The sequence below is a fragment of the Bacillus sp. HY001 genome, from assembly GCF_007558965.1.
Classification (GTDB): Bacteria; Bacillota; Bacilli; order Bacillales; family Bacillaceae_G; genus Bacillus_A; species Bacillus_A mobilis.
Map to the genome: position 1 here is coordinate 69,440 of NZ_VLTE01000007.1, position 24,559 is coordinate 93,998.

Sequence of the window (24,559 nt, forward strand, 5' to 3'; positions counted from 1 at the left end):
ACACCGAAGTATACTTTAATTCGATTTGAAGTGCTGTTCACCATTTCACCCCTTTTCACCAACAAGTCCGTTTGGCTTCACTATTAAGAAAAATAGTAACATTAACATATTGATTGCAAGCGATAAATCCGGTATAAAATATGCTGTAAAAGCACCAGCTAATCCGACAATTAAAGAAGCGATTGCCGAACCTTGTACGCTTCCTAATCCTCCAATGATTACTACTATGAAAGCTAAAATCGCATACTGCATACCCATCTCGGCGAAAATAACTCCTGAATACGGTGCTAATAAGAAGCCTCCCAACGCTGCCATCCCTGCTCCTAATAAAAAGACGAAAGAAAATATCGCTTTTACGTTAATACCGAGCGCTTGAACCATCTCTTTATCCATTACGCCTGCACGTATCATAAGACCTATTTTTGTTTTTTTGAGCAATAAAAGTAAGGCAATGTAAATGATGATCCCAATTAAAATAACAAATAGACGATATTTAATTAATATAACTCCTTCAAATGTATAACTACCTTGTAACCATAACGGTAATTTAGCCCCAATTGGATTGGGCCCCCAAAATACTTTAATACATTCACTAAGTACCAGCATTCCTCCAAGCGTCACAAGAAGTTGGCGAACATGATTTCCATATACCGGTCTAATAAGGAATCTTTCTAAAATGAATCCAAGAAACATCCCCATAGCAATTGCTCCAATTAACGCTAATACATAACTACCTGTCATATTAAATAGCCAAACACCTGTAAATGCTCCCCACGCAAATAAACCACCATGTGCGAAGTTTAGAACGCTCATTAAACCGAAAATAAGTGAAAGACCTGATGCTAATAAAAAAATGAGCATCCCTGTTGAAATCCCATTTACAAATAAATTGATTAACACATCCATCCTTCTCACCCCGGATTCATGTTAAGAGATTCCTAAATATTTATGACACATTTCCTTATCCTCTTTTAGTTCATGCATAAAACCGTTATGAACAATTTTTCCGTTATCCATAATATAAAAATAATCACCAATTTGACTAGCCATCATAAAATTTTGTTCAACGAGTAAAACTGTTGTTTTCTCCTTCATTTTCAAAATGGCTATCATTAATTTTTCTATCATAATGGGGGACAAGCCTTTACTCGGCTCATCAATAAGTAATAAACCATCACTATTTATAAATGCTCTTGAAATTGCTAGCATTTGCTTTTGTCCTCCGCTTAAGAGCCCACTTTTTTTGTGCCAAAACTGCTTTAAATCTGGAAATAATTCAAGCATCCACTCAATTTTCTCTTCCGCTTCTTCTCCCTTCCCCCTAGCAAGAGCGAATGTTTCTTCTACTGTCAGGTCATAAAAAATACCTTGATTTTCTGGTACATACCCTATTCCTTTCCTTGAGATTAAATGTGTAGATAATCCATTTACTTGTGTACTATCATAATAAATTTCACCATGTGCGATATGGTGAAAACCCATAACCGAACGTAATGTCGTAGTCTTCCCTGCCCCATTTCTTCCAAACAGTACAGTAATCGTTCCTTTCTCAACAGCAAGAGATACCCCTTGTAAAATATGAAACTGATCTAAATACGTCTCTATATTATTCACTTGTAATAGTGCCACTATATAATCCCCCTAAATAAGCACTTTGTACACGCTCATCTTTCATAATTTCTTCGGGCAAACCTTCAGCTAATAACTCTCCATGGAATAAAACGATAAGATGGTCTGACAAACCTAGTACCATATCCATTTTGTGTTCAATCAGTACAATTGTACTCTCTGGATGTTTCTTAATATTTTCAATCACTTGTAAAATTGCCGGTACCTCCTCGACTGATATACCTGCCGTCGGCTCATCAAGTAGTAACACATCCGTTTTTAAAGCTAATAACATCGCAAGCTCTAACTTTCGTTTTTCTCCATGCGCTAAATCTTTCGCTAATACATGTTCTTTCTCCTGAAGTAATACCGTTTTTAAGAACCGTCTCGCCTCTCCCACTTGTTGTTTAAATTTTGCCGAACTCGGAAAAAAACTATAGTAATCTTGAACAAATGATTGAACACTTAAACGAACATTTTCAAGTACCGTTAACTCCGGGAATATATTTGTAAGTTGAAAAGAACGACCAATTCCTAATCGAGTTCGATCCGAAATTGATAATTTTGTAATCTCTTGTCCTTTAAAATATACTTCACCCTTTGTTGGAGAAATTTGTCCACTAAGTAAATTAAATAACGTTGTCTTTCCTGCACCGTTTGGTCCAATAATGGAAATGAGCTTTCCTTTCTGTACTGTTAAATTCACATCCTTAATAACATGATGTTCACCAAAAGATACGCTAAGATTTTTCGTTTCAAGCAAGTGTGTCACGAAATCCCTCCTTTTAAAGCTTTCAGTGTGAAAGAAATACGTATAAAGAGGGTATTCCCTCTTTATACAAAAACAACAGAAAATTCAGTCTATTTGTTTTGAACTGGTGGTTCTGTCTCTTTCATCGTTAATTCTCGCTCTAATACTGGCACCGGATAATCAACACCATCTTGCTTTTTCAATGTAATGGAATACAGTGTCTGCATCGCTTGGTGATCCTTTTCTCTAAACTTCATCTTTCCTTTCGGTGTATCAAATTCCATTCCTTCCATTTTCTTAATCAATGTATCTACATCTGTATCACCTTTTGTTTTCTTTAAAGCTTCTACAATTGAAATTGCCGCTGACATTCCCCCTGCTGTAAATAAATCTGGAACCGCACCATTAAATCGTTTTTTATGTTCTTCTACTAACCAATCATTCACCTTATTTTTCGGGAGCGTATGATAATAAACAGAAAAACCTTGCATTCCTACTAACGCATCCATCGTTTTTAATGCCGGTATATCTGGTGCACCGGTAGAAATTTTAATACCTTGCGCTTCCACATTCATATCTTTTAACTGTTTCCAAGGTGAATTTGCCCCAGCCCAAACGATAAATAAATAATCCGGTTTTGAGCTAATGATATTTTGAATATTTGCAGTGAAGTCAGTCGAATTCGTATCAGCATATTGCTCGTTTACAATATTTGCACCTAACTTCTTCGCTCCAGCTTTAAATGCCGCAATTCCTTCACGGCCGTAAGCATTATCTTGTGCTAACGTTGCTATTTTCACATCTTTTTTAGCAATTGCTGCAGCACCAGCGACTGCATCTTGAGATGAATTTCTTCCTGTTCTAAAAATATATTTATTCCAGTTCTTACCGGTAATACTATCAGCCACCGCCGGTTCTACAACCATTATTTTTTCATATTCTTCAGCTAATGGTAAAACCGCTAATGTATCACTCGAACTAGACGATCCGACTAAAAAATCAACTTTCTCTTCTTCTAATAATTTCGTAGCTTTCTTCACCGCTACATCTGCTTTCGTTTCCGTATCTTCTACAACAAACTTAATCTTCTTCCCTTCCACTTTCCCAGTTCCACCCGTTGCATAGTCTAAGCCTAATTCAAATCCGTTCATTGTTTGTTTTCCATACGATTCTAATGGACCTGTTAATGATGCAAGAACCCCTACCTTAATCGTCTTTTCATCCTCTGTACTTGTTGTCTTTCCTGAACAAGCTGCCGTTATTAATAACGAACCTAAAACACAACCAGTAGCCATCATTCTTAGCCATTTACGTTTTTTCATCGACATTGTGATCCTCCCCATACTTTACTTTCTGATAGAGTCAAACACGCCAAAGTTACCCATCCGTAATTATGACTTTTTCTTTGAATCATACAAACAAATGTGTTAAAAAATTTAATGAAGTACCTTTACATTCGCCGCCTCTTTCCAAATACCTCCATTTATCATATACTCATCTAGTATTTTTCACCACCTAATTACAGTCGCAGCCCACGTATACCCAGTCCCGGCACTTACTACTACTGCAATATCTCCAGGCTGTAATTTTCCCTGTTCATTTGCAAAGTGAAGACCAATGCAAGGATCAAGCGCTGACATATGTCCATAATGATCTAAATATACAACTTGTTCTTCATCTAGCCCTAGTCCCTGTATCAATTCTATTAACATAGAACGTTTTGTATGCAGTGGTAACAATACTTTAATATCTTTAGGAGTAAATCCACTTTTTCTTAAAGCCCCCCTAATAACCTTGTCAAAATTAGGGATTGAAACCCGGTCTAGACGTTCTTTCATACTATTAGGATCTATTACATCAATATAATGTTGTCGATTCTCAACTGTATCATAGCTCGCAACCTGCTTTGATCCACCTGCTGGAATACGTACATCTTCATGAAATGAACCATCTGTTATAATCGCACTTCCTAATATTTCACCATTGCTAGCATCTTTTTTCACTAAGGCTGCGCTTCCACCATCAGCGAAATTAAACATAAAACGTGAGCGTGGATTATCATAATCTACAATTTGAGATTCTTTACATCCACCTACTAATAATATATTTTCAATTGAGTTATCGGAGTAAAGCATATCTTTTGCGACTTTGAGAGCAATAGGAAAGCAAGAACTAACATTCATAATTTCAAAAGCATAAGCATTTTTCAATCCAAGTTCATGCTGAATTTTTGGGGCACTTGACCATACGTGGTAATCTTTATGTGGACTGCCAAAATAAATGATCACATCAATAGATTGAGGATCTACTTGTAATAATATTGGCTTTGCAGCAGCAATAGCTAAATCTGATGCATGCATCATTTCATCTGCGACATGTTTTTCATATAAACCAAACTTTTCTATAATAATTTTCTCAGGGATACCTGTTTTCTTAGATAGATCTGCAGCCGTCTCTACGCCTTTTGGGAAGAAAACACCAGTCGTTTCAACCCCAATATTCATTAGACCACTCCCCCTTCTTTTGGCACCATCATAGTCGCTACACCTGTCAATACTAAATCTCCTTTTTGATTATGACATTCAGTTATCAATTTCAAAACTCTCTTTTCTTTCATAAATTCTTGCACTGTAGCCGTAGCTGTAATTGTATCTCCTATAAAAACTGGTGCTGTAAATTTAATAGTTTGTTCCATATAAACGGATCCTTTTCCAGGTAAATGAATCCCAAGCAATTGTGATAATAGACTAGAAGTTAGTAAACCATGTGCTATTCTTTGATTAAATCTAGTTTGTTTCGCATACTCATGATCAATATGAATTGGATTAAAATCCCCACTCAAACCTGCAAATAATACAAAATCTGTTTCTGTTATTGTTTTACTACATGATGCTTGTTGACCAGTGCTATACATCGTCACCTCTTCACCTGCTTTTCAATTGATTTGCTAACTGTACTTTTTGAATTTTACCAGTTGCATTTTTGGGCAATTCCTCTAGAAATACAATTTCTTTTGGAATTTTATATTTTGCTAGAAATAAACAACAATGTTCAATAACTTCCTTTTCAGTTAATTCACTGCTACTCTTTTTCACAATAAAGGCGATTGGAATCTCTCCCCACTTTACATGTTGCCTACCAACGACCGCTACCTCATATACCTCAGAAATCTTATTAATGACCTGCTCTACTTCAAGTGGATAAATATTTTCACCACCGGAAATTATCATTTCTTTTTTTCTACCGACAATGTATACAAAACCATCTTCATCAACTTTAGCTAAATCTCCCGTATATAACCATCCATCTTGAATTGTTTCTTTTGTTGCATCTGGTCGATTCCAATACTCTTTCATTACATTCGGCCCTCTTATAAGTAACTCTCCAACTTCACCGATTTCAACCTTATTTTTGTTTTCATCCATAAGTACATAATCACAAAACAGAACAGGTTTTCCAATTGAACCTACTTTATGTCTTGCATCTTCTTCTGAAAGCATAAATACGGTTGGTGATGTTTCAGTCATGCCAAAGCCTTGACCAAATAAAAATCCTCTATCTATAAATTCTCTCATCAGCTCTTCTGGACATGGAGCACCACCATTATAAAACCAGCGAACTGATTGGAAATTTGTAGTTTCAAACTTTGGGCAATTAATTAATGCTTGATGAATTGTAGGCACTCCCATCACTACAGTCACTTTATGTTTTTCTATCATGGAAAGAGCTGTGGTTGGTTCGAATTTTCTTGGAATAATGATTACGCCACCTGCAAATAAAGTTGGAAATGCGAATAAACCAATTCCACCAATATGAAATAAAGGTAATAATACAATAGAGCGGTCGTGCATAGTTAAGTCAATCGCAAATGTATTGTTAAGCGCATTCCAAAACATATTTTTTTGTGTAAGTACGGCTCCTTTCGGTTTTCCTGTTGTACCTGATGTATAACATATAATAAAGGATGCGCTTTCATTTATCTCTTCAAAGTTATCACTTTTTCTATCTTCTATTTCTTTTAAAGTTTTAATCGAAATAACTCTTTGTACGTACGATACCTTATGCATTGACAGTGCCATATTTTGAAATGTTTCCTCTACAAATAAAACTGTAGTTCCACTATCTTTTAACTGAAATATAAGTTCATTTTCTGTTAAGCGTATATTCAATGGAACAGCAATACATTCTACTTTTGCTATAGCAAACAAAAGTACAATATATTCCAAGCTGTTCTGTGATAAAATAGCTATCCTTTCTCCTTTTTGCACATTTACCTCGTAAATTAAATATGCTGCTACTTTACTTACATACTCATGTAACTGTTTATATGTCATTTCCTCCTCTTCTGTAATAATGGCAATGCGATCTGGATGTAAATAGGACCGTTTTTCAATCCAATAAGCAATGCCTTGCATATTTCCCCACTCCTTTATCTCTGTCTCAATCCTTCAAATATTAATGACATCGCTGCTTCAAATACATCTTCTGGAACATCTTTCTCTTCCCAATAACCCCATCGCATTCCTAGAAATTGCCCAATTGACATAAGACAATACGCAATTGTTTCTTTATCAAGTTGTTTAAACTCTCCCGCTTCCATACCAGCCGATAAACTTTTTAAAAACCCATTGGCGAGCTTTGCATAGTACCATCTATATAAGTTATCATCAACAACTACTGCCTGTTGTACAATGTTATATAGATTAGGTCGATCCTTCACCCACCGAAAAAAAGCCTGAAAACCTCTTCTTTGTGCCTTTTCATAACTTGATATTCCCTTCATTTCTTCTTTAATAATTAAGCGTAACTCACGGTTCAATCTGCGAATCAATTCATCAAATATATCTTTTTTAGATGGAAAGTAATTATAGAAAGTTCCGTGCGCTACCTTTGCTTCTTGTGTAATATTCACGATAGAAGCCTCGTAATATCCTTTATTACCAAACACCTCTTCTGCAGCACACAATAATTTCTCTCTCGTTTCTAATCCTTTTGTTGTTAAGTTTTTTACATCCATTATTATTTTTTCTGACACCTGAATCACCTCTTAGGTTTGATTATAAATAAATTTCTGAATTTTACAATTATTATTGTTAGACAAAATCTGCAAGTGTTTTTCTACACACAAAAAGGCCTAACTTAAAAATAAGTTAGACCTTTAATCTTAATTAGAATTATTTTCTACTTTCTCTAACCCTTCAGCCAATTCTTTCTTATCTAGCCCTTCCCCTATTACTACCAAGTTCGTCGGAAAACCGAAGTCTTGTTCCAGTAAAGTCGGTACCCCGAACGAATACTGGAATAGGTGCGGGTATTTATCTCCATGGAATTTCACAAATCCTTTTACACGATAAATACTATCTGGTAAATTCGAAAGCCATTCATATAATTTGTCTTGATCAATCGATTTCGTAAACTGATACGTCATCGTTTGTATATGTAAATGCTGTTTGACATGTAGTGTCTCATGTTCCCCGTCATTCGTAAATTCAGCCTCTTCTATGTCTTCTAAAGATATATTACAATATTTTGTTTCAAACAATTTCGCATGATTATTTATCGCTTTCACTTCTTCAATTACTTTGTTCTTATCCGCATCTGTTAGTAAGTCTGATTTATTAATTAAAATGTGGCTACCAAACTTCAGTTGCTCATGCAATAATTGCTGAACGTTTGCACTTAATACACTTCGATTTAGCCATCTTACTGCATCTAAAACGACTACAATTGATTTCACGTCTAAGAAAGGTGCTAAAATTGGTGATACACATGCATCTAACACTTCAATTGGATGCGCAACACCTGTCGTTTCTATATAAATGACATCTGGTCTTTCTTGCTGATATAACGAATGCAATTGTATTTCAAGCTCTTCTTTTAGCGTACAACAAATACATCCTTTCAGAAGCTCTCTTAAAACATTCTCTTTTCCAATAATATCGGTATCTACCGAGTATTCACCAATTTCATTCATTAATACTGCAACTTTTCTATTCTTCTTTTTCTCAGCTAACAATAAATTTTGTAATAATGTTGATTTTCCACTACCTAAAAAGCCACCTAATATATGAATTTCTACTTTATTCATTTGATCGACCATCCATTTCTTTACTTCAAACGTATTCAAAGCGTAATAATTACGATTTATATTTATCATTTTATTAAAAGAATGACCATTTGTAAACATAACAGATTCACTGTTCGTTTACTTCATGTGCAACCCTAACTCCAGACTCTATTGCTCCTTGCATCCATCCATGCGTTAATGTCGTATGCTCTCCTGCAAAGTGTACTTTGCCAGCTGGCGGCGTAATATACGGAAATAACTCGAGCTCTTGGCCTGGTTCGAAAGCCGTAAATGCGCCGCAAGAATACGGATTTTTACTCCAGCTAAAAGATGTTCCAGTAACAAATTCACTATAGACGATGTCACCGTATATTTCTGCTAAATTTTTTAATGCGTAACGAATACGATCACTTTGAGGGAGACTATCCCACGTTAACGCCTCATCTGCCCACGTATAACTCGCTAAAACGATGGCTGCCCCTGGTGTATGAATGCCATAACTCGGATAATATGTAAATCGAATCGGTAAATCTGTAATAGATTTACCGCCGTATTGTCCCGCTTTCTCCCAAAATCTACTTTTAAACTCTATCGCAATTTTAGTTGCAGCAATATAATTTAACTCACGAATTGCTCGTCTTTTATAATAAGAGAATAAATGATATGGCTGAACTTCTACAAACCGTAACGCTGAAAATGGAATTGTAATAATAGCACTGTCGCCTGTTACGATAAATGGATGTAACGTTTGCTCCTGACTTCCTTGCATCATTACTTTATTATCTTCTTGTATGATTTTCTCTACTTTATACGACATAAAAATATGAGCTTTTAACTCCGGTAAAAATGAATTTGGTAATGCATCCATTCCGCCCGTTATCTCGTAATATTTTGTCGTTGAGGTAAAAAAGATCATTTCACGTAATACTTCAATTAAAGACATTCCCATATATGCTTCCATATCAAGAAGTACACCTATCATATCTATTGCTCCGTCTGAATAATACTCAATTAAAAATGAGCCAAGCGAATATGCTTTATACTTTTTTTCAACGATAATCCAATTTTTATTAGGATCTTTTTTTATAAAGTTTAGTATTGGTTCTAATACTACTAACATTAACTCTTCTGCCGTTTTTCCTTTTTCGTTCTCTACAATTGGATATCTCAGTATACTTGGATTTTTTTCGAATATGCTCAATCTCGTTTTAATATTATTCGTATAAATAATATCTGAAGTGGTTTTATTTATAAACAAATTTAACGGTAATTTAAACTTACGAATGTAAGCTAAAGTTAACTCGTGTGTGTCAGGAATTCGCATCGGCCCTGCATTAAAATATAAACCAAAGCTAAATGGTTCACGGATCGTATATATTCTTCCGCCTATTCGGTTATTCGCTTCTAAAATTGTTATATTATGACCTGCTTCTTTCAATAACGATGCTGCAACTAAGCCCGAAATCCCTGCACCAGCAATAATAATCTGCTTTGGGTTCTTCGTTTTAACGAGCCCCACATTAATAATATGAAGCATTTTTTCCATCGTTAACGGCTGCATCATGCCCTTTTCTCCTTCAATAAAGGATTTTATTGCAGTATATTCGGTTCACTTACGTACTATGTTTCATGCAAGAAATTGCACGGATACATTTTCAAATACTTGAATATCTTTTATAAATTGTAATAAACTAGATATGACTCTATAGAAGTAAGACGTATTATCTTACATAATAAAATCAATGAAATTGCGAGGAATTTTGAAATGAAAAAAGGTATTAACCGTGTTGTATTAGTAGGAACAGGAGCAGTTGGATGTAGTTACGCTTACTGCATGATTAACCAAGCTGTAGCTGAAGAATTTGTTTTAGTTGATGTAAACGAGGCAAAAGCTGAAGGAGAGGCAATGGATTTAAGTCATGCTGTTCCTTTTGCACCAGCTCCAACTAGAGTATGGAAAGGCAGCTACGAAGATTGTAAAGATGCTGATCTTGTAGTTATTACGGCTGGATTACCACAAAAGCCAGGCGAAACACGTTTAGATTTAGTTGAGAAAAACGCGAAAATCTTTAAACAAATCGTTCGTAGTATTATGGATAGCGGATTTGATGGTATCTTCTTAATCGCAACTAACCCTGTCGATATTTTAACTTATGTAACTTGGAAAGAATCTGGTTTACCAAAAGAACGTGTAATCGGTTCTGGTACAACTCTTGATTCTGCTCGTTTCCGCTATATGTTAGGTGAGTATTTCGATATTGGTCCTCACAACATTCATGCTTATATTATCGGAGAACATGGTGATACGGAACTTCCTGTTTGGAGTCACGTATCCATTGGTATTCAAAAACTACAAACACTTCTTGATAAAGACAACACATACACGCAAGAAGATTTAGACAAAATCTTCATAAATGTTCGTGATGCAGCTTACCATATTATTGAGCGAAAAGGTGCAACTTACTATGGTATTGGTATGTCACTTTTACGTGTTACTAAGGCGATTTTAAACGACGAAAATAGTGTATTAACAGTATCAGCTTACTTAGAAGGTCAATACGGTCAAAAAGATGTTTATATCGGCGTACCTGCTGTTTTAAATCGCGGCGGTGTTCGTGAAATTTTAGAAGTGGAATTAAGTGAAGAAGAAGAATTAAAATTCGATCACTCTGTTCAAGTATTGAAAGAAACAATGGACCCTGTTCTTTAATCATGTATGCAAAAAAGCAATCCAATTTATTTTGGATTGCTTTTTTTATTTATTTTCTATTTTTTAATCGTCTCCTCATTATTTACATTCAGTACATCTAATAAGAAGATGAAGATTGGTATACCAATAATAAGCCCCCATATTCCAAGGAAATGCTCTGAAAAGATGAGAATCATAAATGTATAAAAGATTGGTAAATTCGTTTTCGCAGACATGAACTTCGGGTTTAAAAAATAACTTTCAAGAGCATGGATTATTGTAATGAACACAAGTATGTATACAACATACATAACTCCGCCTACGTTATAAGCAATAATACATAGCGGGAACAAGGAAATGAATACACCGGCAACAGGAATTAATCCTAGTAAGAAAATCATGACAGCTAATACGAGAAGCTGCGGAAATCCTAAAACGATTAATGCAATGACAGTAAGAATACAATTGACAATTGCAATTAAAAACTGCGCTTCAATTACTTTACCGAACGATCTTGCAAACCTTTCACCAAAATATGCAATCTCCTCATAAAAAACCTTCAGACTACTATCTTTAAATTTCGAAGTAAATGATATGATGCGTTCTTTTTCTAACAAGAAAAATAAACTTAAAATAAGAGAGAGCAGTATTTGCAAACTGACTTTTCCTATATTTGCAATCGATTGATATATGACATCTACACCTTGTTCTATATATTTTGAGACTTCCATCCCATTAATTGTTGAAAGTGCATATTTAATGATTTCATTATCAGGTGGATTTTGAAAAAATAACCTAAACTGATAAATCAATTGGGAAATTTGTATCGTTAGCACAGGTAAGTATTTATATAATGTTGTGCCGATAAAAGTAACTAATATGATATACAAACATGCGATAACAATTTTCCGATTCACTTTCAATTTCTTTGAAATAAAACGTTGAAACCGATCCATTAAAAATGTCAGTATGAACGTAATTAATATTAAATTAATCATACTTTTTAATCCATATAATACAAGCGCTACTATTATTAAAACGAGAAACCGTTGGAACCCTCTACTTCGAAAGAAATTTTTCACTTCATTCATTAAGATTTAACCTCCCCCTTCAATGGATGGAAATTGAATATATTACATTTTATGAACTTCTATAGACAATCTTTCTTACTAATTGAGAAGAATCCTTTTTTTCTTTTAATAATGTTAGATTCTTTTTCTATTAGCACATCAACATAATTTAGTGGCACTCTTTTTTTCGTTTACCCTTTTATAATTTTGGTGATTTTCTATTTTTAGACTGCTGCTCATACGCATATCCCATATTGAACAGATCCTTTTCACCGAATTGCTTTCCGACAAACACTGCACCTACTGGCTCTCCATTGTTATCATATCCTGCTGGCACAGCTAATTCTGGATAGCCAGCTACAGCTGATAGAAGAACTTCATCGTTGTTAATCATAACTAAAGCATCCAAACCTTTTTCTACTAAATACCTATCTAGCTCTTTTCTTGCATTTTCTTGACTCGTTTGCACTACTTTTTGAAACTCATCTTTCGTTATAGCAGATTTTTCAGATCCCTCAATTAATGTTTGTCCATATTTTATTCGTCTATTACTATCCTTTTTATTAAACGTTATAATCTCTTCTAGCGATTTTACCGGTACCTTTTTTTGCTTTGAAAGATAATCGTTAACATTATGTTTGAACTCATATTCTAATGTTTGCAAATTATCTACACCCTCAGCGTTTAACTGAATATCATCAGTCAAGATCGCACCTGCATCTCGAAGGTCTTTTCTAATCTTTTCTGCTACTTCTTTTCTATTTTCATCTTGTCGGTCTATTGAAAAAAGAACTCCTACTTTTTTCCCTTTCAATCCGTCTATTGATAAATCTTTCGTATAATCAATTCTTTCTTTATCTTTCATTTTTTCTGTCATAGCATCTTTTTCATCATAACTTACCATTACGTTAAATAACGTTGCCGCATCCTTTACTGTTCTTGCCATCGGTCCTGCTGTATCAAGTGTTTCAGCTAATGGAATAATGCCTGATCTACTCACCATACCTAGTGATGGACGTAATCCAACTACTGATTGCTGCGTCGCTGGTGCTACAATCGATCCAGTCGTTTCCGTCCCGATTGCAAGTGGTGCGAAATCTGCCGCAACTACTGTAGCAGACCCTGAACTTGATCCCGATGTATCAAACGTAATCGGACCGTATGGATTCAAATTTTGTCCTTTTTTCCCGCTATAGCCGCTAGGCATTGTAAAGGATAAATAATTTGCCCACTCAGACATATTCGCTTTTCCTAAAACGAAAGCACCTTCTTCTTTCAACTTCTTCACGATCGTGGCATCTTCATCTGCAATCCAATCTTTTAACACATACGTACCCGCGCTTGTCGGCATCACCTTTTCTGTTTGTATATTATCTTTTACGATAACTGGCATGCCGTATAAGTTCGACTTCTTATTGAAAGATCTTTCTTTATCTAGCTTTCGCGCTTCTTCCATTGCATTTGGATTAATCTCTGTAACAGCATTTAATGATATTCCATTTTGGTCATGTTCTTGTATTCTAAAAAGGTAAATACTCGTTAATTCTTCATATGATAATTTCCCATCATCAATCATTTTTTGAAGCTCATCTACAGTCGCATCTACGACTTCTTTTTCTTTTATCTTTATGTTTTCTATGTTAATGTCTTTCAACTGATTATGTATCGGTTTTAACACTCTATCTTTATCATATACGATACGCTCCGGTTCCTTTGGAAAATAATTTTTATACATGTAATACCCTCCGGCACATGCCAACAGGACAATACCTCCAGCGATCGACAACATTATCTTTACCCACTTTTTCATGTTGTTACCTCCACTCTAAAAGTTGCTAAATTGTATTGAAAAAGAGAGTTATCCTTGTAACTCTCTCTAATTGAAATGCTACATGAAAAAATGAAGAATTTTAATTTCATTACTTCTTATTTTGCATTTGCTTTGCTAATAATTCTTTCACCTGATTATATGTTAATCCTGAATTCTTATTTAAACGTTTTACTTCCTCAACATCAGTACCTACTACTGTATATTTTTTCTCATCATTCATTTTTCCACTTCCCTTTCTATTGCATTATTTCTAATATTTTTCCCCTAAACTCCTATAAATTAATACAAATAAGGAAACTATACGAAATTCGATAGCTAAAGGGAATTGAGTTACATAAGAGGAAACGATAAAGAAATGTCGAATTTATAGTATATATTTGTTGAATTTAAGGGTTTGGAGGGTACATTTTGAAAACATATGAGTTTAAACATAACATTCCAACATTGGAAGAGTATAAATATTTATGTGATTCTGTTGGATGGACTAATTATATGAATTTTGAAGTGGCGGAAACTTCACTAAAACATTCTATTCACTGCATCACAGTGAAAGATAATGAAAAAATGATCGGCATGGGTAGAATTGTTGGTGATGGATCTATCTATTTCTATATTCAAGATATAGTGGTTCATCCGGATTATCAGAAACATGGTATCGGGAAAGAAATCATGCATCGTTTAGTTACATACTTACATGAAAATGCCCCTGATAAAGCGTTTGTCGGTTTGTTTGCATCAGAAGGTAAAAAATCGTTCTATGAGAAATTTGATTTTAAAGATTACTCACCAAATATGACGGGAATGTTTACTGTCATTTCAAAAACATAATAGATTTTTATTGTAAGGAAACACTTCGGTTCATATGAAGGAATTTGTTCTTGCAGTATGTGTTTATCTTTAACATTACATACGAAAGGAGAGTACATATATGGCTCATATGTACTCTCCTTTTATTTCACTCTTTACATATTAAATTTCTTAATAAAATTTCACTACATCTTCAGTAGGTAAAAATGTTCTTTCTCCTGGTTGTTCATTTGGCTCACCAAATGGCATTTGTCCTACTAAGCTCCACTCAGCTGGAATGTTCCAAGTCTCTTTCACTTCAGCATCTACAATTGGATTGTAGTGTTGCAGGGATGCGCCAATTCCTTCAGCTGCTAATAACATCCATACAGTATGTTGTAACATTGCATTTCCTTGATGAGACCAGAATGGGAACTGATCTTTATATAATGGTGCATTCTCTTGCATTTTTTCTACTGTTGCTTGATCTTCAAAGAATAACACAGTCCCAACACCTGTATGGAAACCTTTTAATCTTTCTACAGTCGCTTCAAAGTTTTCTGCTGGTACGCGGGCTCTTAGTGTTTCTTTAACAATATCCCAAAACTTTTCATGCTCTCCATCCATTAATACAACCATACGGCCACTTTGCATATTGAAAGATGTTGGTGCGTGTAAAGCTGTTTTTAAAACTTCTTCAATTCTTTCTTTCGTAATTGCATCGTTTTTTGTTACTTTACGAATAGAACGACGGTTCACGATTGCTTCTTTTAAGTTTGTTGTAGTTGCTGACATGTTAATTCCTCCAAATATTTGTTTTATAATTTATTTTGTTATTTCATAACAAGCGAATTAGCAATATCCATCTGTATTACACTGCATACCTTCAAATGAATTTGTTTTTTCCTTTTCAATTTCTTTATCAATTACTCTTTGTAGCGTTTCTTTACTAGCAAGCCCTTGAATGACTTCCTCTCCAATCATGACAGTGGGAACAGCCATAATATTCGCTTCATCATATGCGTGCTGAATCGCTTCTTGATGCTTTTCTTTATATTTACGAGTTACTAACGCATCTTTAAATTCGGCTTCAGGAAGACCTACTTCTACCGCTAATTTTGTTAAAACATCAATATCTTCAATGTTTTGCTCTTCTTGGAAAAATGCTGTGAATACGCGGTGATGATATTCATTTCCAAGTCCACGTTCTTTCGCAAATTGACATCCTTCGAAAGCTAAATGTGTATATGGATGCGGAGAAACACGTGGCAAACGCATATCAATTCCTAATTTCTTCGCAGTTGGAAGAATGAAAGCGTCCCATGAACCTAATTTTTCCGGCTCATTCCATGGATCTATTTTTGAATATGGACTTGGACGTAATTCAAATGGCATCCATTCAATCTCTACATCATTCTCTTTCGCTACCTCATCTAATGGACCTTTTGCTAAAAAACAAAATGGACATATAAAATCTGAGTATACTTTCATTTTTACAGTCATAATTTTTACACCTTACCTTTATAGTTGTAATCAAATCAGTTACATCAATGACAAAAAAATATAAATATGATTTAAGCATTCATTTTCTCTTGCAAAGTTTCAAACAACTGCCCCATCGTAATATTTCTTAAAACTTCTTCCATCGCAGATTGTGCTTGTATTAATATAACTTCTAATACAGCTTGAATATTCGCTCCAATTGGACAATCTGGATTTGGTTGCTCGTGGATATGAAATAGCTTATCTTCTTCGACTACATTTACTGCATGATACACATCCAACAATGTGATTTCATGTAAATCCTTTAATAATCCCGCACCACCTGGGCCGCGATTTACATATACAAATCCAGCTTGCTTCAAGTACGACATCATTTTACGAATGACTACTGGATTCGTATTTACACTTTCAGCCATATAGTCTGAAGTACAAAGTGAAGATGGATTGTTTTTCAAAATAGATAAAATATGAACAGCTATAGAAAAGCGGCTACTAATTTTCATCATGATCACCACCTCGATGTAATCATTATAGTTACAACAAAAAGATAAGTCAATCCTTTTCATATATTTTTTATAAACAAATTTAAAAGTGCCCCATTATGATATATGAGACACCTCTTGTTATTCTGCAAATAGCGCTTGAAATTCTTCAATAAATAGCTGCACAGCGATTGAAGAATCCTTTAATGAAGGAACAGCTAAAGCAATTTCTCTCCATACTTGCGGTTCCAATTCTCTCGTTTGCACATTCTGTGGTAAATTCGTTAAAGATAATTCAGCTAATATTGCAATACCTAGCCCTTCCTGAATCATATTTAAAGCTGTCGTAACGGTCGATATTACATATTCAGCCCGAAGTGGTACGTTAGCTTGTTTAAACATATCAATAATGGGTGGTTCATATCCACCCTTACATAATATAATCGGTTCATTCTCTAAATCACTAATTGTAATAGAGTCCTTCTTACAAAGAGGATGATCCTCTCTTAAGATAGCAACCATTTTTCCCTTCGTTAATGGGACAATCTCCATCTCTTTATTAGGCAAGATAACAATTCCTATATCAACAACCCTTGATACTAACCAATCTTCAACTTCTTTAATTGTTCCTTCACAAAGAACGACTTCTAAGTTCGGATACTTCTCCTTAAAATGGTTTATCATTTTCGGTAAAAAATGTGCAGAAGCACTCGGAAAACTCCCAATTCGAATCGTCCCCACTTCGTGTCCTTTCTCCATCGCAACTTCTTGTTCAATCTTCTCTACGCCGTTCAAAATCTCTCTAATATGTACAAGAATTCTGTTTCCTACATCCGTAACGATTAATCCTTTTCGTTTATCACGTATAAGAATCGTAACTCCTAACTCTGATTCAATACTTGAAATGGCATGACTTACAGCTGGCTGCGTCATATTTAACACCCGAGCAGCCTTCGTAAAACTACCTAACTCAACAGTTTTTATTAATACTTGCAGTTGTGTAATGGTCATAACTAATCACTTATACTCCTTATAAAAAAGATTCATTTTATTTATTACAGTCGATATCATATCATAGTGAAATGAATAACAACAAGGAGGTCTTACCGTGACACAGCTTTCTCGAACTAAAACGGCCATAATCCTTACCTTTCTCGTTTTCATGTGGGGAATCAATTGGCCTTTATCTAAGTTTGCCCTGCATTATACACCACCCGTTTTATTTGCAGGCGTTCGAACTTTAATTGGAGGATTCATTTTACTCCTTTTCGCATTACCGAAATACAAAGAGTTACACTTAAAAGAAACTTGGCATTTATACGTTATTTCTTCTTTACTTAACATCATTATATTTTACGGATTACAAACTGTTGGCCTTCAATATATGCCTGCTGGTTTATTTTCCGCCATTGTATTTCTACAACCTGTTTTACTCGGCATTTTCTCATGGATTTGGCTTGAAGAATCTATGTACGGGTTAAAAATTTTCGGGCTTGTTCTTGGATTTATTGGCGTAGGTGTTATTAGCTCTAGTAGTTTAACTGGACATATTTCTATTATCGGAACCCTTCTCGCGATAGGATGTGCGATTGGCTGGGCACTTGGAACAGTATTTATTAAGAAAACTGGGCACCGCGTTAATTCCATTTGGATGGTAACACTTCAGCTCATTATTGGCGGTTTTTGCTTAATTGGATTTGGTTCAGAGTTTGAAAGCTGGTCTACCATCGCTTGGAGTCTACCATTTATTAGCGTACTTCTCTTTATTTCATTCTTTGTTATTGCAATGGGATGGCTTGCATATTTCACACTCGTTGGAGCTGGTGAAGCAAGTAAAGTTGGGGCTTATACATTTCTTATTCCACTAATCGCTATTATTGTAAGTTCAATTTTCTTACACGAGGCCATTACTATTAGTTTATTCATCGGACTATTATTTATTGTGGTGAGTATTTGTTTTGTTAATATAAAGCCGAAAACACTTGCTGTAAGGCAGCAGGTTGAAGTGAAATAAAAAAGAGTCTACGTTTGTAGATTCTTTTTTATTGTATGATGATATTTAAATAGCAAGAATATTTTCTCTAATATATACAAATAGACTAACAATTCTAATCATAAGGGGGAATTATATGGTTTTACAGTATAAAGAATTTGGAGATTCAAGCTCTCCACTTATGGTGTTTATTCATGGGGGTGGAGTCAGTGGATGGATGTGGGACAAACAAATTAAACATTTTACTAACTTTCACTGCCTTGTTCCTGATTTACCGGAGCAAGGAAAAAACAGAAGTAAAGATCATTTCTCAATAAACTTTAGTGCTAAAAAAATCATAGAACTAATTGAAGAAAAAGGACAAGGTAAAACTGTTATAGTAATTGGTTTTTCATTAGGCGCTCAAGTATTAATTGCTATGCTCAGCATGAAGCCACACTTAATTCAATATGCTATGGTAAATAGCGCATTAGTTAAACCGATTCCTCTCGCTAAAACATTTATAAGCTCTCTTAGCTTAACCCACTTCCTAATAAAGAGTAAGACATTTTCCAAAATACAAGCAAAATCAATGTACATAGATGAAACACATTTTGATAACTATTATCATGAAAGTTGTCAAATAAGTAAAAATACATTTGTAAGGATATTAGAAGAAAACATGTCATTTACAATACCAAAAGGTTTCAAGGATGCTAATAGTAATATATTAGTAACTGTTGGAGACAAAGAAAAAAGAATTATGAAAGACTCGATGAATGAAATCCTTGAAAGTAATACGAATTGTACAGGTATTATCATTCCTGAAATTGGTCATGGAATCTCTTTGGCAAATCCTATACTATTTAATACTTTAATTGAAAACTGGCTCGAACATGATATTTTGCCGGAAGACTTAATAATCGTCAATTAATTTCCATACATTATTACTAATCCAAAGACCTAATAAAAAGGTCTCATTATTTACAATGAGACCTTTCAATCTTACTTATCTTTTACGACGTACTACAAAAACACACGCACCTACCGACGATACAATCGCTAAAATAGATAAGACAATTGCTATCAATTGCATATTACTAGTGCTTTCATTCTTTTCTACACTAGACACTTCACCATGTTCACCTGTTAATGACGTACCTTTTGCAATTGTAGTAAGTGAATGTGGTTTTTCAGCTTTTTCATCGCCTGTCCATTCAACAATTTCTCCATCTTTATATTGTTGGTATGCATCCCAAGCTATTTTTTGTTCTTTATCCGGATTTTTAGCGACAAAAGTAAATCGCTGGAACTGACCAGGTAAAATCCCCTCTCCCGTTGCTTCCCACACTACAGTTTTAACTTTTCCAGCATTATCTTTCTGCTCCTCCACTTTCCATCCTGGCACGGGTTCATACTGTTGAAACTCCACTCCAGACGGTATTTTCAGTGTAACTTTTGTCGTTGCCACATTCTTTTCAACCGGTACTTTTATCGTGTAAGTCTCCCAAGAATTAACGTCCGAAGTCGCTGGTTTCACAGTGACGTGCGCACTAACCGGTAACGAAAAAATGCCCATTGCAATTATTGTTGCGATCATTGTCGTGCCAATTTTTTTTATACGTTTCATTTTATTAACTCCTTTTTATTTATACCTTCTCTTTATCTGCCGCCTACTATAAATTTATAATCCGCATCAAAGCTATCAAGAGATTTTGTTAATCCGTGCACTTGTATATTCCAGTTTCCTGTCATGTTAATATACATACCTTCCGATTCATATTCTCCTGGTGAAACGGCCGAAACTTTAAATGAGCCTTTTCCCATGTTCATATCCAATGATTGCGTAGTTAAAATAATTTGCTCCATATCAGTAACAGGTTGTCCGTTCTCATCCTTTAAAGTAATATGGAATGTATTTTTTCCTACTTTATTAGGACTTACATGTAAAGTAAGTTCATATCCATTATCTAATTGTTTACTCTCTGTAAAAGGTCCAGTAGGTGGCATCGGCGGTGTTTGTACGTTTGTCATAAAAGCTACGATTACGAAAATAATAATTCCTATGATAAACTCTACTTTCACCGTAGCGCCTAATCCTTGCTTCGCTCTCATTTTCCCTTTCACATAATGAACAATTCCCAATATCCCCATGAAAATGAATAAAAGTATTTTTGCTAATAAAGCTAATCCATACTTCGTATCAAATAACGAGTGGATTGTTGGAATAAAAAATGTACTGTTAAAAAGACCTGTTATTAAAATCACGATGACAGCACCTGTTGCCCACGGTGAAAAACGCTTAATCATATCCCAATACATACTCCACTTGTCATCCTCTTTACGTAAAAGAAGAATAATGGTCGATAGACCGCCAATCCATAATGAAGCTGCGAATAAATGTAGAAAGTCCATAACGACAGCAATTTCTTTAAACTTTAAACCATATGCGTGACTATTAAAGGCTTTCATAACCAGTATCCCAATAAACAATACTATCGGAATGCTCCATACTTTAAACGACGATAGCTTTTCACACTTCATCGCAAAATACGTAACGATTATAAGCAAACTAATAAGAGCCATTTGAGTGAGCCATACGTAACTAAAAACAGAGAGCTGTAATGTTTCTTTTAATAGTAAAGGATCGAATGCTTCTATCCATGAAACATCAGCATTTATTTTCGCTTGCAATGGTAGATTGAATAGTAAACTAATGAATATGCCAATTAATGAGATCCATATTATTTTTTTACTTCTTGATTGAACCGAGATTGCATTCCCTTTGTACATAATAAGATTAAAGAATAGCACTCCTATAAATAGTGAGAAACTTGTATATAGAACGCCACGTTCCATAATCATATCTATTTGCGGGACATATCCCATCTCTTCTACTTGTATATCGTCTGCTCCCGCTTCTGCTGATCCAATTCGGAATGGAATCACTCCTTGAATAGGATGACCGTCAGCTGAAATCACTTTCCACTGAATAGAGTAGAGTCCGTTTTTCAAATTTTCTTTTAACCCTGCTTCTAATAATTTTTTATTTTTCTTATCGATATGAGCATCTTTTAAATCTACTCTTGTACCTGATGTATCTCTTACAAACAATGTATTAAAATGCGAAACTTGTATATCCTCATCGAATTCAATCTTCACAACAGCTGGTGCTTTCTTCAACGTTTCATTTTCAGCAGGGTTGGATTTCACAATGTACGCATGAGCAGATGCACTTTTTGGTATCAATATAATAAGCACACATACAATGAATAGCCATGCCCCTAACCTTTTCATTACTTTCACAATCATTTCACTTCTTTCTTACTCATCGCTATACTTCCATTCCTTTAACTTCCCAAGTTCAATTCTCCGGCGAAATATTAACCTGATTAAATATAAATTACTATACAGTATAACTCTTTATTTCTCTCTCACCTCTAAACTTCCAATAAAATAGTAACTACCTTCATAGATACAACTTACATTTTTAAAGTCGATTGTAATTATATCATAAAATATATTTATGTAAGTTCCTGAAGAAGAAAAGTTATCGTGAATCATTTGTGAAGAAAGTGTGAAATACATAAAGTAAAACTTTTATCAGTGGGTGTTTTTGTTCCCCCCTAATTATTAGCCCACGCCAGTCAGACCTTTATGGACGGGAAGCTCCCACTTAACTCTCTCATATTCGCAGACTTTTGAGGTGGTAGTCTTATCACTCGCAAATAGCCGAAGAAACAAAAAAGGCATTACGTTATCACGCAACACCTTTTCTTAATACAATTCTTTTACTTCTCTTCCAGATAATCACCATAATCCATGCTCATTTCTTTTGTATCTGCTGTGTTAAGATAAAATAACCTTCTATCATGCTTATTAATGGGAAGTGTATGCTCTAATACCTTGTTCTTTAAACATTTTATGTTTCTGCATATCCTATCCCTATTTTTAAGTTTAACTTTCTTTTTTAGGATTAACACTAATTATTTCCAATAAATCTTTTACCCTTTTATCATATGTATGTTCAATTAGTGTTCTTCTAAATCCTTCCATCGCAATTTTATTTCTTTGTGCTGGATTTGCCAAATACCTTTCTGCTTTCTCTATAAAATCAACCGATGAAGTAAATGTCTCAATTTGCACCCCTGGAATATAGCACTTTTCCAAATCTGAACGAATATCCGTCATTTGAAAAGCACCTGTACTAGCTATTTCAAATGTACGATTATTAATGGAACAAGCATTTATTTTTACTCTATTTATATTAAATGTTACATCCTCTATCGATCGATGTATATTCATGTTAATTTTACTTTTTGTATAATATTCCATACTATTTTTATAAACCAAAAATGGTAAAAGTATAATCTTATCCTTCAATAATTCATAGTTTTTTAGTCTATCCCAGTTACATCCTATAATTAAGGTGTTTTTAGTCACTAAATACTCTGCAATTGAATCAATAAACGCTAGCCGATTATCAAAAGCAGTCCCTATGAAACTAATATCAAATAAATAATCCTCTTCCGTACGTATCGGCGTATATGCAGGAGGTTCTGCCGCTAAAGGCAAGTAATAAACATTATCACAGCCTAAATCTTTATAAAAATCAATACATCCTGTATCTTGTGTAAAAACATAATCATAATCAAGCACTAAATTTTTTGTCACATCTGTAAAGTAAGGATCATCTGTAAGCCAGAGTGCAGTCGTAAAATTATATTGTTTTAACTCTTGAATTCCCTTACTTATTCCTTCTTCAAAACCATGGAATACAATAATGAGTGAGGGCTGTATCTTTAAAGCTGTTTTCACCAAATTTTTGTATGTTACCATCGTTACATTACCAATTACTTTTTTCAAACTATTAAATATTGATTCCTCTAACACTGGAAAATATACAGAAGCACCAGATTTAACAAATAATACGTTAAAATTTTCAGCACTATATGAAATCGTCACAAATAGCCACGCTCCAATACATGTAATTAACTATTTATATTATATTGTATTACCTAAAAATATATAGTTGGCTACAAATTAGTCTCCCCTGTAACCTATTGCCGCGGAAGAGGAGCATAATCAACTCATTCTACATCTTTATATAAGATATGACTTTCTTATAAAATGTATAACTTTTTTGTCACCTCACACAAATACATAAATAAAAAGGAGTTACATTATAATGTAACTCCTTTGCTTAAGGTTGAACTTTATTTCTCTTCCGGATAATCACAATACTCAATGATTGTTCCCTCTGTATCCGCTGGGTTAAGATATATTAATCTTCTGCCGTGTTTATTAATTCGAAGTGTATGCTCTAACGTTCGAATACCTTGTTCTTTTAACTCTTCTAAAGCTACATCTAAATCATCGACACGATATGCAACGTGATGAACGCCTTTACCTTTTTGCTTTATAAATCGAGCAATTGGTGAAGTCGTATTATTCGTCGGTGCAAGTAATTCAATTCTATCTCCATCCACTTCAAGAATGGCTACTTCGCTTTCCACACCAGGAGCTTCACTTACGTAACGATCTATTAAAGTTCCTAATAACACATTTTCATAAAAACGTATCGTGCTATCTATATCTCGAACTGCGATGCCAATATGATCAATTGTTTTTTTCATTTTATTTCCCCTACTACTTTATTTTCTTTCATTATTAATAGTAACAAAAAAAGTTATAGAAACAAGTAATCTGTACCCTTTGTAAAGGACATTTTGAAAAAAGTTAGGCAACATCAAGAAGATGATTTCTGTATCCAACAGGAGTCATCTTTTTTAAATTCCAT

The 24,559-nt window shown here is 34.4% G+C and carries 25 protein-coding genes; 4 read left to right on the plus strand and 21 right to left on the minus strand.

The features are described 5' to 3' along the window. Positions 1 to 45 precede the first annotated feature (45 nt). The 10 genes from FOT98_RS07140 to FOT98_RS07185 form a co-directional block, all read right to left on the minus strand. Entirely contained in the window at positions 46 to 906 is an 861-nt protein-coding gene (locus tag FOT98_RS07140) for a branched-chain amino acid ABC transporter permease (RefSeq protein WP_061676848.1), read from the minus strand. A 21-nt stretch (positions 907 to 927) separates the two neighbouring features. After that, positions 928 to 1,629, minus strand: coding sequence for a branched-chain amino acid ABC transporter ATP-binding protein (locus tag FOT98_RS07145; RefSeq protein WP_063261805.1), 702 nt, complete (start codon positions 1,627 to 1,629; stop codon positions 928 to 930). After that, positions 1,607 to 2,380: an ABC transporter ATP-binding protein gene (locus FOT98_RS07150; protein WP_046197658.1), complete on the minus strand. Its 774-nt coding sequence runs from the start codon at positions 2,378 to 2,380 to the stop codon at positions 1,607 to 1,609. Before FOT98_RS07150 ends, FOT98_RS07145 begins: the two co-directional genes overlap by 23 nt. An 89-nt stretch (positions 2,381 to 2,469) precedes the next feature. Beyond that, complete coding sequence (locus FOT98_RS07155) at positions 2,470 to 3,687, minus strand: substrate-binding domain-containing protein (RefSeq protein WP_063261804.1); 1,218 nt, start codon at positions 3,685 to 3,687, stop codon at positions 2,470 to 2,472. Between the two features lie 180 nt (positions 3,688 to 3,867). Continuing rightward, positions 3,868 to 4,863 carry a 3-oxoacyl-ACP synthase gene (locus FOT98_RS07160; protein ID WP_063261803.1) on the minus strand — a complete coding sequence of 332 codons (996 nt, stop codon included), beginning with the start codon at positions 4,861 to 4,863 and terminating at the stop codon, positions 3,868 to 3,870. After that, entirely contained in the window at positions 4,863 to 5,279 is a 417-nt protein-coding gene (locus FOT98_RS07165) for a MaoC family dehydratase (RefSeq protein ID WP_063261802.1), read from the minus strand. The genes FOT98_RS07160 and FOT98_RS07165 overlap by 1 nt, the downstream gene beginning before the upstream one ends. 4 nt (positions 5,280 to 5,283) lie before the next feature. Then, on the minus strand, positions 5,284 to 6,774 hold the full coding sequence (locus FOT98_RS07170; RefSeq protein WP_063261801.1) for an o-succinylbenzoate--CoA ligase: 1,491 nt from the start codon (positions 6,772 to 6,774) through the stop codon (positions 5,284 to 5,286). 14 nt (positions 6,775 to 6,788) lie between these two features. Continuing rightward, positions 6,789 to 7,394 (minus strand): TetR/AcrR family transcriptional regulator, encoded by a 606-nt coding sequence (locus FOT98_RS07175; RefSeq protein WP_144290985.1) that lies wholly within the window; start codon positions 7,392 to 7,394, stop codon positions 6,789 to 6,791. 129 nt (positions 7,395 to 7,523) lie between these two features. Beyond that, positions 7,524 to 8,447, minus strand: coding sequence for a CobW family GTP-binding protein (locus FOT98_RS07180; RefSeq protein WP_063261853.1), 924 nt, complete (start codon positions 8,445 to 8,447; stop codon positions 7,524 to 7,526). Between the two features lie 106 nt (positions 8,448 to 8,553). Continuing rightward, the gene (locus FOT98_RS07185) at positions 8,554 to 9,990 is read right to left on the minus strand and encodes a flavin monoamine oxidase family protein (protein ID WP_063261800.1); all 1,437 of its coding nucleotides are present in this window, start codon (positions 9,988 to 9,990) and stop codon (positions 8,554 to 8,556) included. A gap of 201 nt (positions 9,991 to 10,191) precedes the next feature. On the opposite strand from FOT98_RS07185, the gene FOT98_RS07190 reads away from it, so the two are divergent. After that, positions 10,192 to 11,136, plus strand: coding sequence for an L-lactate dehydrogenase (locus tag FOT98_RS07190; protein ID WP_061676844.1), 945 nt, complete (start codon positions 10,192 to 10,194; stop codon positions 11,134 to 11,136). Positions 11,137 to 11,192: 56 nt separating this feature from the next. Here the strand turns inward: FOT98_RS07190 and FOT98_RS07195 are convergent, their stop codons facing one another. The 3 genes from FOT98_RS07195 to FOT98_RS32875 all read right to left on the minus strand — a co-directional run bounded on the left by FOT98_RS07195 (position 11,193) and on the right by FOT98_RS32875 (position 14,236). Then, entirely contained in the window at positions 11,193 to 12,206 is a 1,014-nt protein-coding gene (locus FOT98_RS07195) for an AI-2E family transporter (RefSeq protein WP_063261799.1), read from the minus strand. A gap of 178 nt (positions 12,207 to 12,384) precedes the next feature. Then, positions 12,385 to 13,995, minus strand: coding sequence for an amidase family protein (locus FOT98_RS07200; RefSeq protein ID WP_063261798.1), 1,611 nt, complete (start codon positions 13,993 to 13,995; stop codon positions 12,385 to 12,387). 109 nt (positions 13,996 to 14,104) lie between these two features. Next, a complete protein-coding gene (locus FOT98_RS32875; protein ID WP_061676841.1) occupies positions 14,105 to 14,236 on the minus strand; it encodes a hypothetical protein in 132 nt (43 codons plus the stop codon). A 188-nt stretch (positions 14,237 to 14,424) separates the two neighbouring features. Here FOT98_RS32875 and FOT98_RS07205 point away from each other — a divergent pair, with 188 nt between their 5' ends. Next, on the plus strand, positions 14,425 to 14,844 hold the full coding sequence (locus tag FOT98_RS07205) for a GNAT family N-acetyltransferase (protein ID WP_063261797.1): 420 nt from the start codon (positions 14,425 to 14,427) through the stop codon (positions 14,842 to 14,844). A gap of 150 nt (positions 14,845 to 14,994) precedes the next feature. Here the strand turns inward: FOT98_RS07205 and FOT98_RS07210 are convergent, their stop codons facing one another. The 4 genes from FOT98_RS07210 to FOT98_RS07225 all read right to left on the minus strand — a co-directional run bounded on the left by FOT98_RS07210 (position 14,995) and on the right by FOT98_RS07225 (position 17,798). Continuing rightward, positions 14,995 to 15,597, minus strand: coding sequence for a nitroreductase family protein (locus tag FOT98_RS07210; protein WP_001277029.1), 603 nt, complete (start codon positions 15,595 to 15,597; stop codon positions 14,995 to 14,997). 57 nt (positions 15,598 to 15,654) lie between these two features. After that, positions 15,655 to 16,305, minus strand: coding sequence for a DsbA family oxidoreductase (locus tag FOT98_RS07215; RefSeq protein ID WP_063261796.1), 651 nt, complete (start codon positions 16,303 to 16,305; stop codon positions 15,655 to 15,657). A gap of 71 nt (positions 16,306 to 16,376) precedes the next feature. Beyond that, the gene (locus FOT98_RS07220; RefSeq protein ID WP_063261795.1) at positions 16,377 to 16,808 is read right to left on the minus strand and encodes an Rrf2 family transcriptional regulator; all 432 of its coding nucleotides are present in this window, start codon (positions 16,806 to 16,808) and stop codon (positions 16,377 to 16,379) included. 120 nt (positions 16,809 to 16,928) lie between these two features. Then, positions 16,929 to 17,798: a LysR family transcriptional regulator gene (locus tag FOT98_RS07225; RefSeq protein ID WP_061676837.1), complete on the minus strand. Its 870-nt coding sequence runs from the start codon at positions 17,796 to 17,798 to the stop codon at positions 16,929 to 16,931. A gap of 97 nt (positions 17,799 to 17,895) precedes the next feature. Here FOT98_RS07225 and FOT98_RS07230 point away from each other — a divergent pair, with 97 nt between their 5' ends. Both FOT98_RS07230 and FOT98_RS07235 read left to right on the plus strand, forming a co-directional pair. Beyond that, positions 17,896 to 18,801 carry a DMT family transporter gene (locus tag FOT98_RS07230; RefSeq protein ID WP_063261794.1) on the plus strand — a complete coding sequence of 302 codons (906 nt, stop codon included), beginning with the start codon at positions 17,896 to 17,898 and terminating at the stop codon, positions 18,799 to 18,801. 115 nt (positions 18,802 to 18,916) lie between these two features. Beyond that, positions 18,917 to 19,693, plus strand: coding sequence for an alpha/beta fold hydrolase (locus FOT98_RS07235; RefSeq protein ID WP_063261793.1), 777 nt, complete (start codon positions 18,917 to 18,919; stop codon positions 19,691 to 19,693). Positions 19,694 to 19,768: 75 nt separating this feature from the next. Here FOT98_RS07235 and FOT98_RS07240 read toward each other — a convergent pair whose 3' ends face one another. The 4 genes from FOT98_RS07240 to FOT98_RS07255 form a co-directional block, all read right to left on the minus strand. Further along, a complete protein-coding gene (locus FOT98_RS07240; protein WP_063261792.1) occupies positions 19,769 to 20,389 on the minus strand; it encodes a YcnI family copper-binding membrane protein in 621 nt (206 codons plus the stop codon). A gap of 32 nt (positions 20,390 to 20,421) precedes the next feature. Beyond that, a complete protein-coding gene (locus FOT98_RS07245) occupies positions 20,422 to 22,071 on the minus strand; it encodes a copper resistance CopC/CopD family protein (RefSeq protein WP_063261791.1) in 1,650 nt (549 codons plus the stop codon). A gap of 645 nt (positions 22,072 to 22,716) precedes the next feature. Further along, complete coding sequence (locus FOT98_RS07250) at positions 22,717 to 23,724, minus strand: CgeB family protein (protein ID WP_063261789.1); 1,008 nt, start codon at positions 23,722 to 23,724, stop codon at positions 22,717 to 22,719. 251 nt (positions 23,725 to 23,975) lie between these two features. Next, positions 23,976 to 24,395 (minus strand): VOC family protein, encoded by a 420-nt coding sequence (locus FOT98_RS07255; protein ID WP_000750850.1) that lies wholly within the window; start codon positions 24,393 to 24,395, stop codon positions 23,976 to 23,978. Between the last annotated feature and the right edge of the window lie 164 nt (positions 24,396 to 24,559).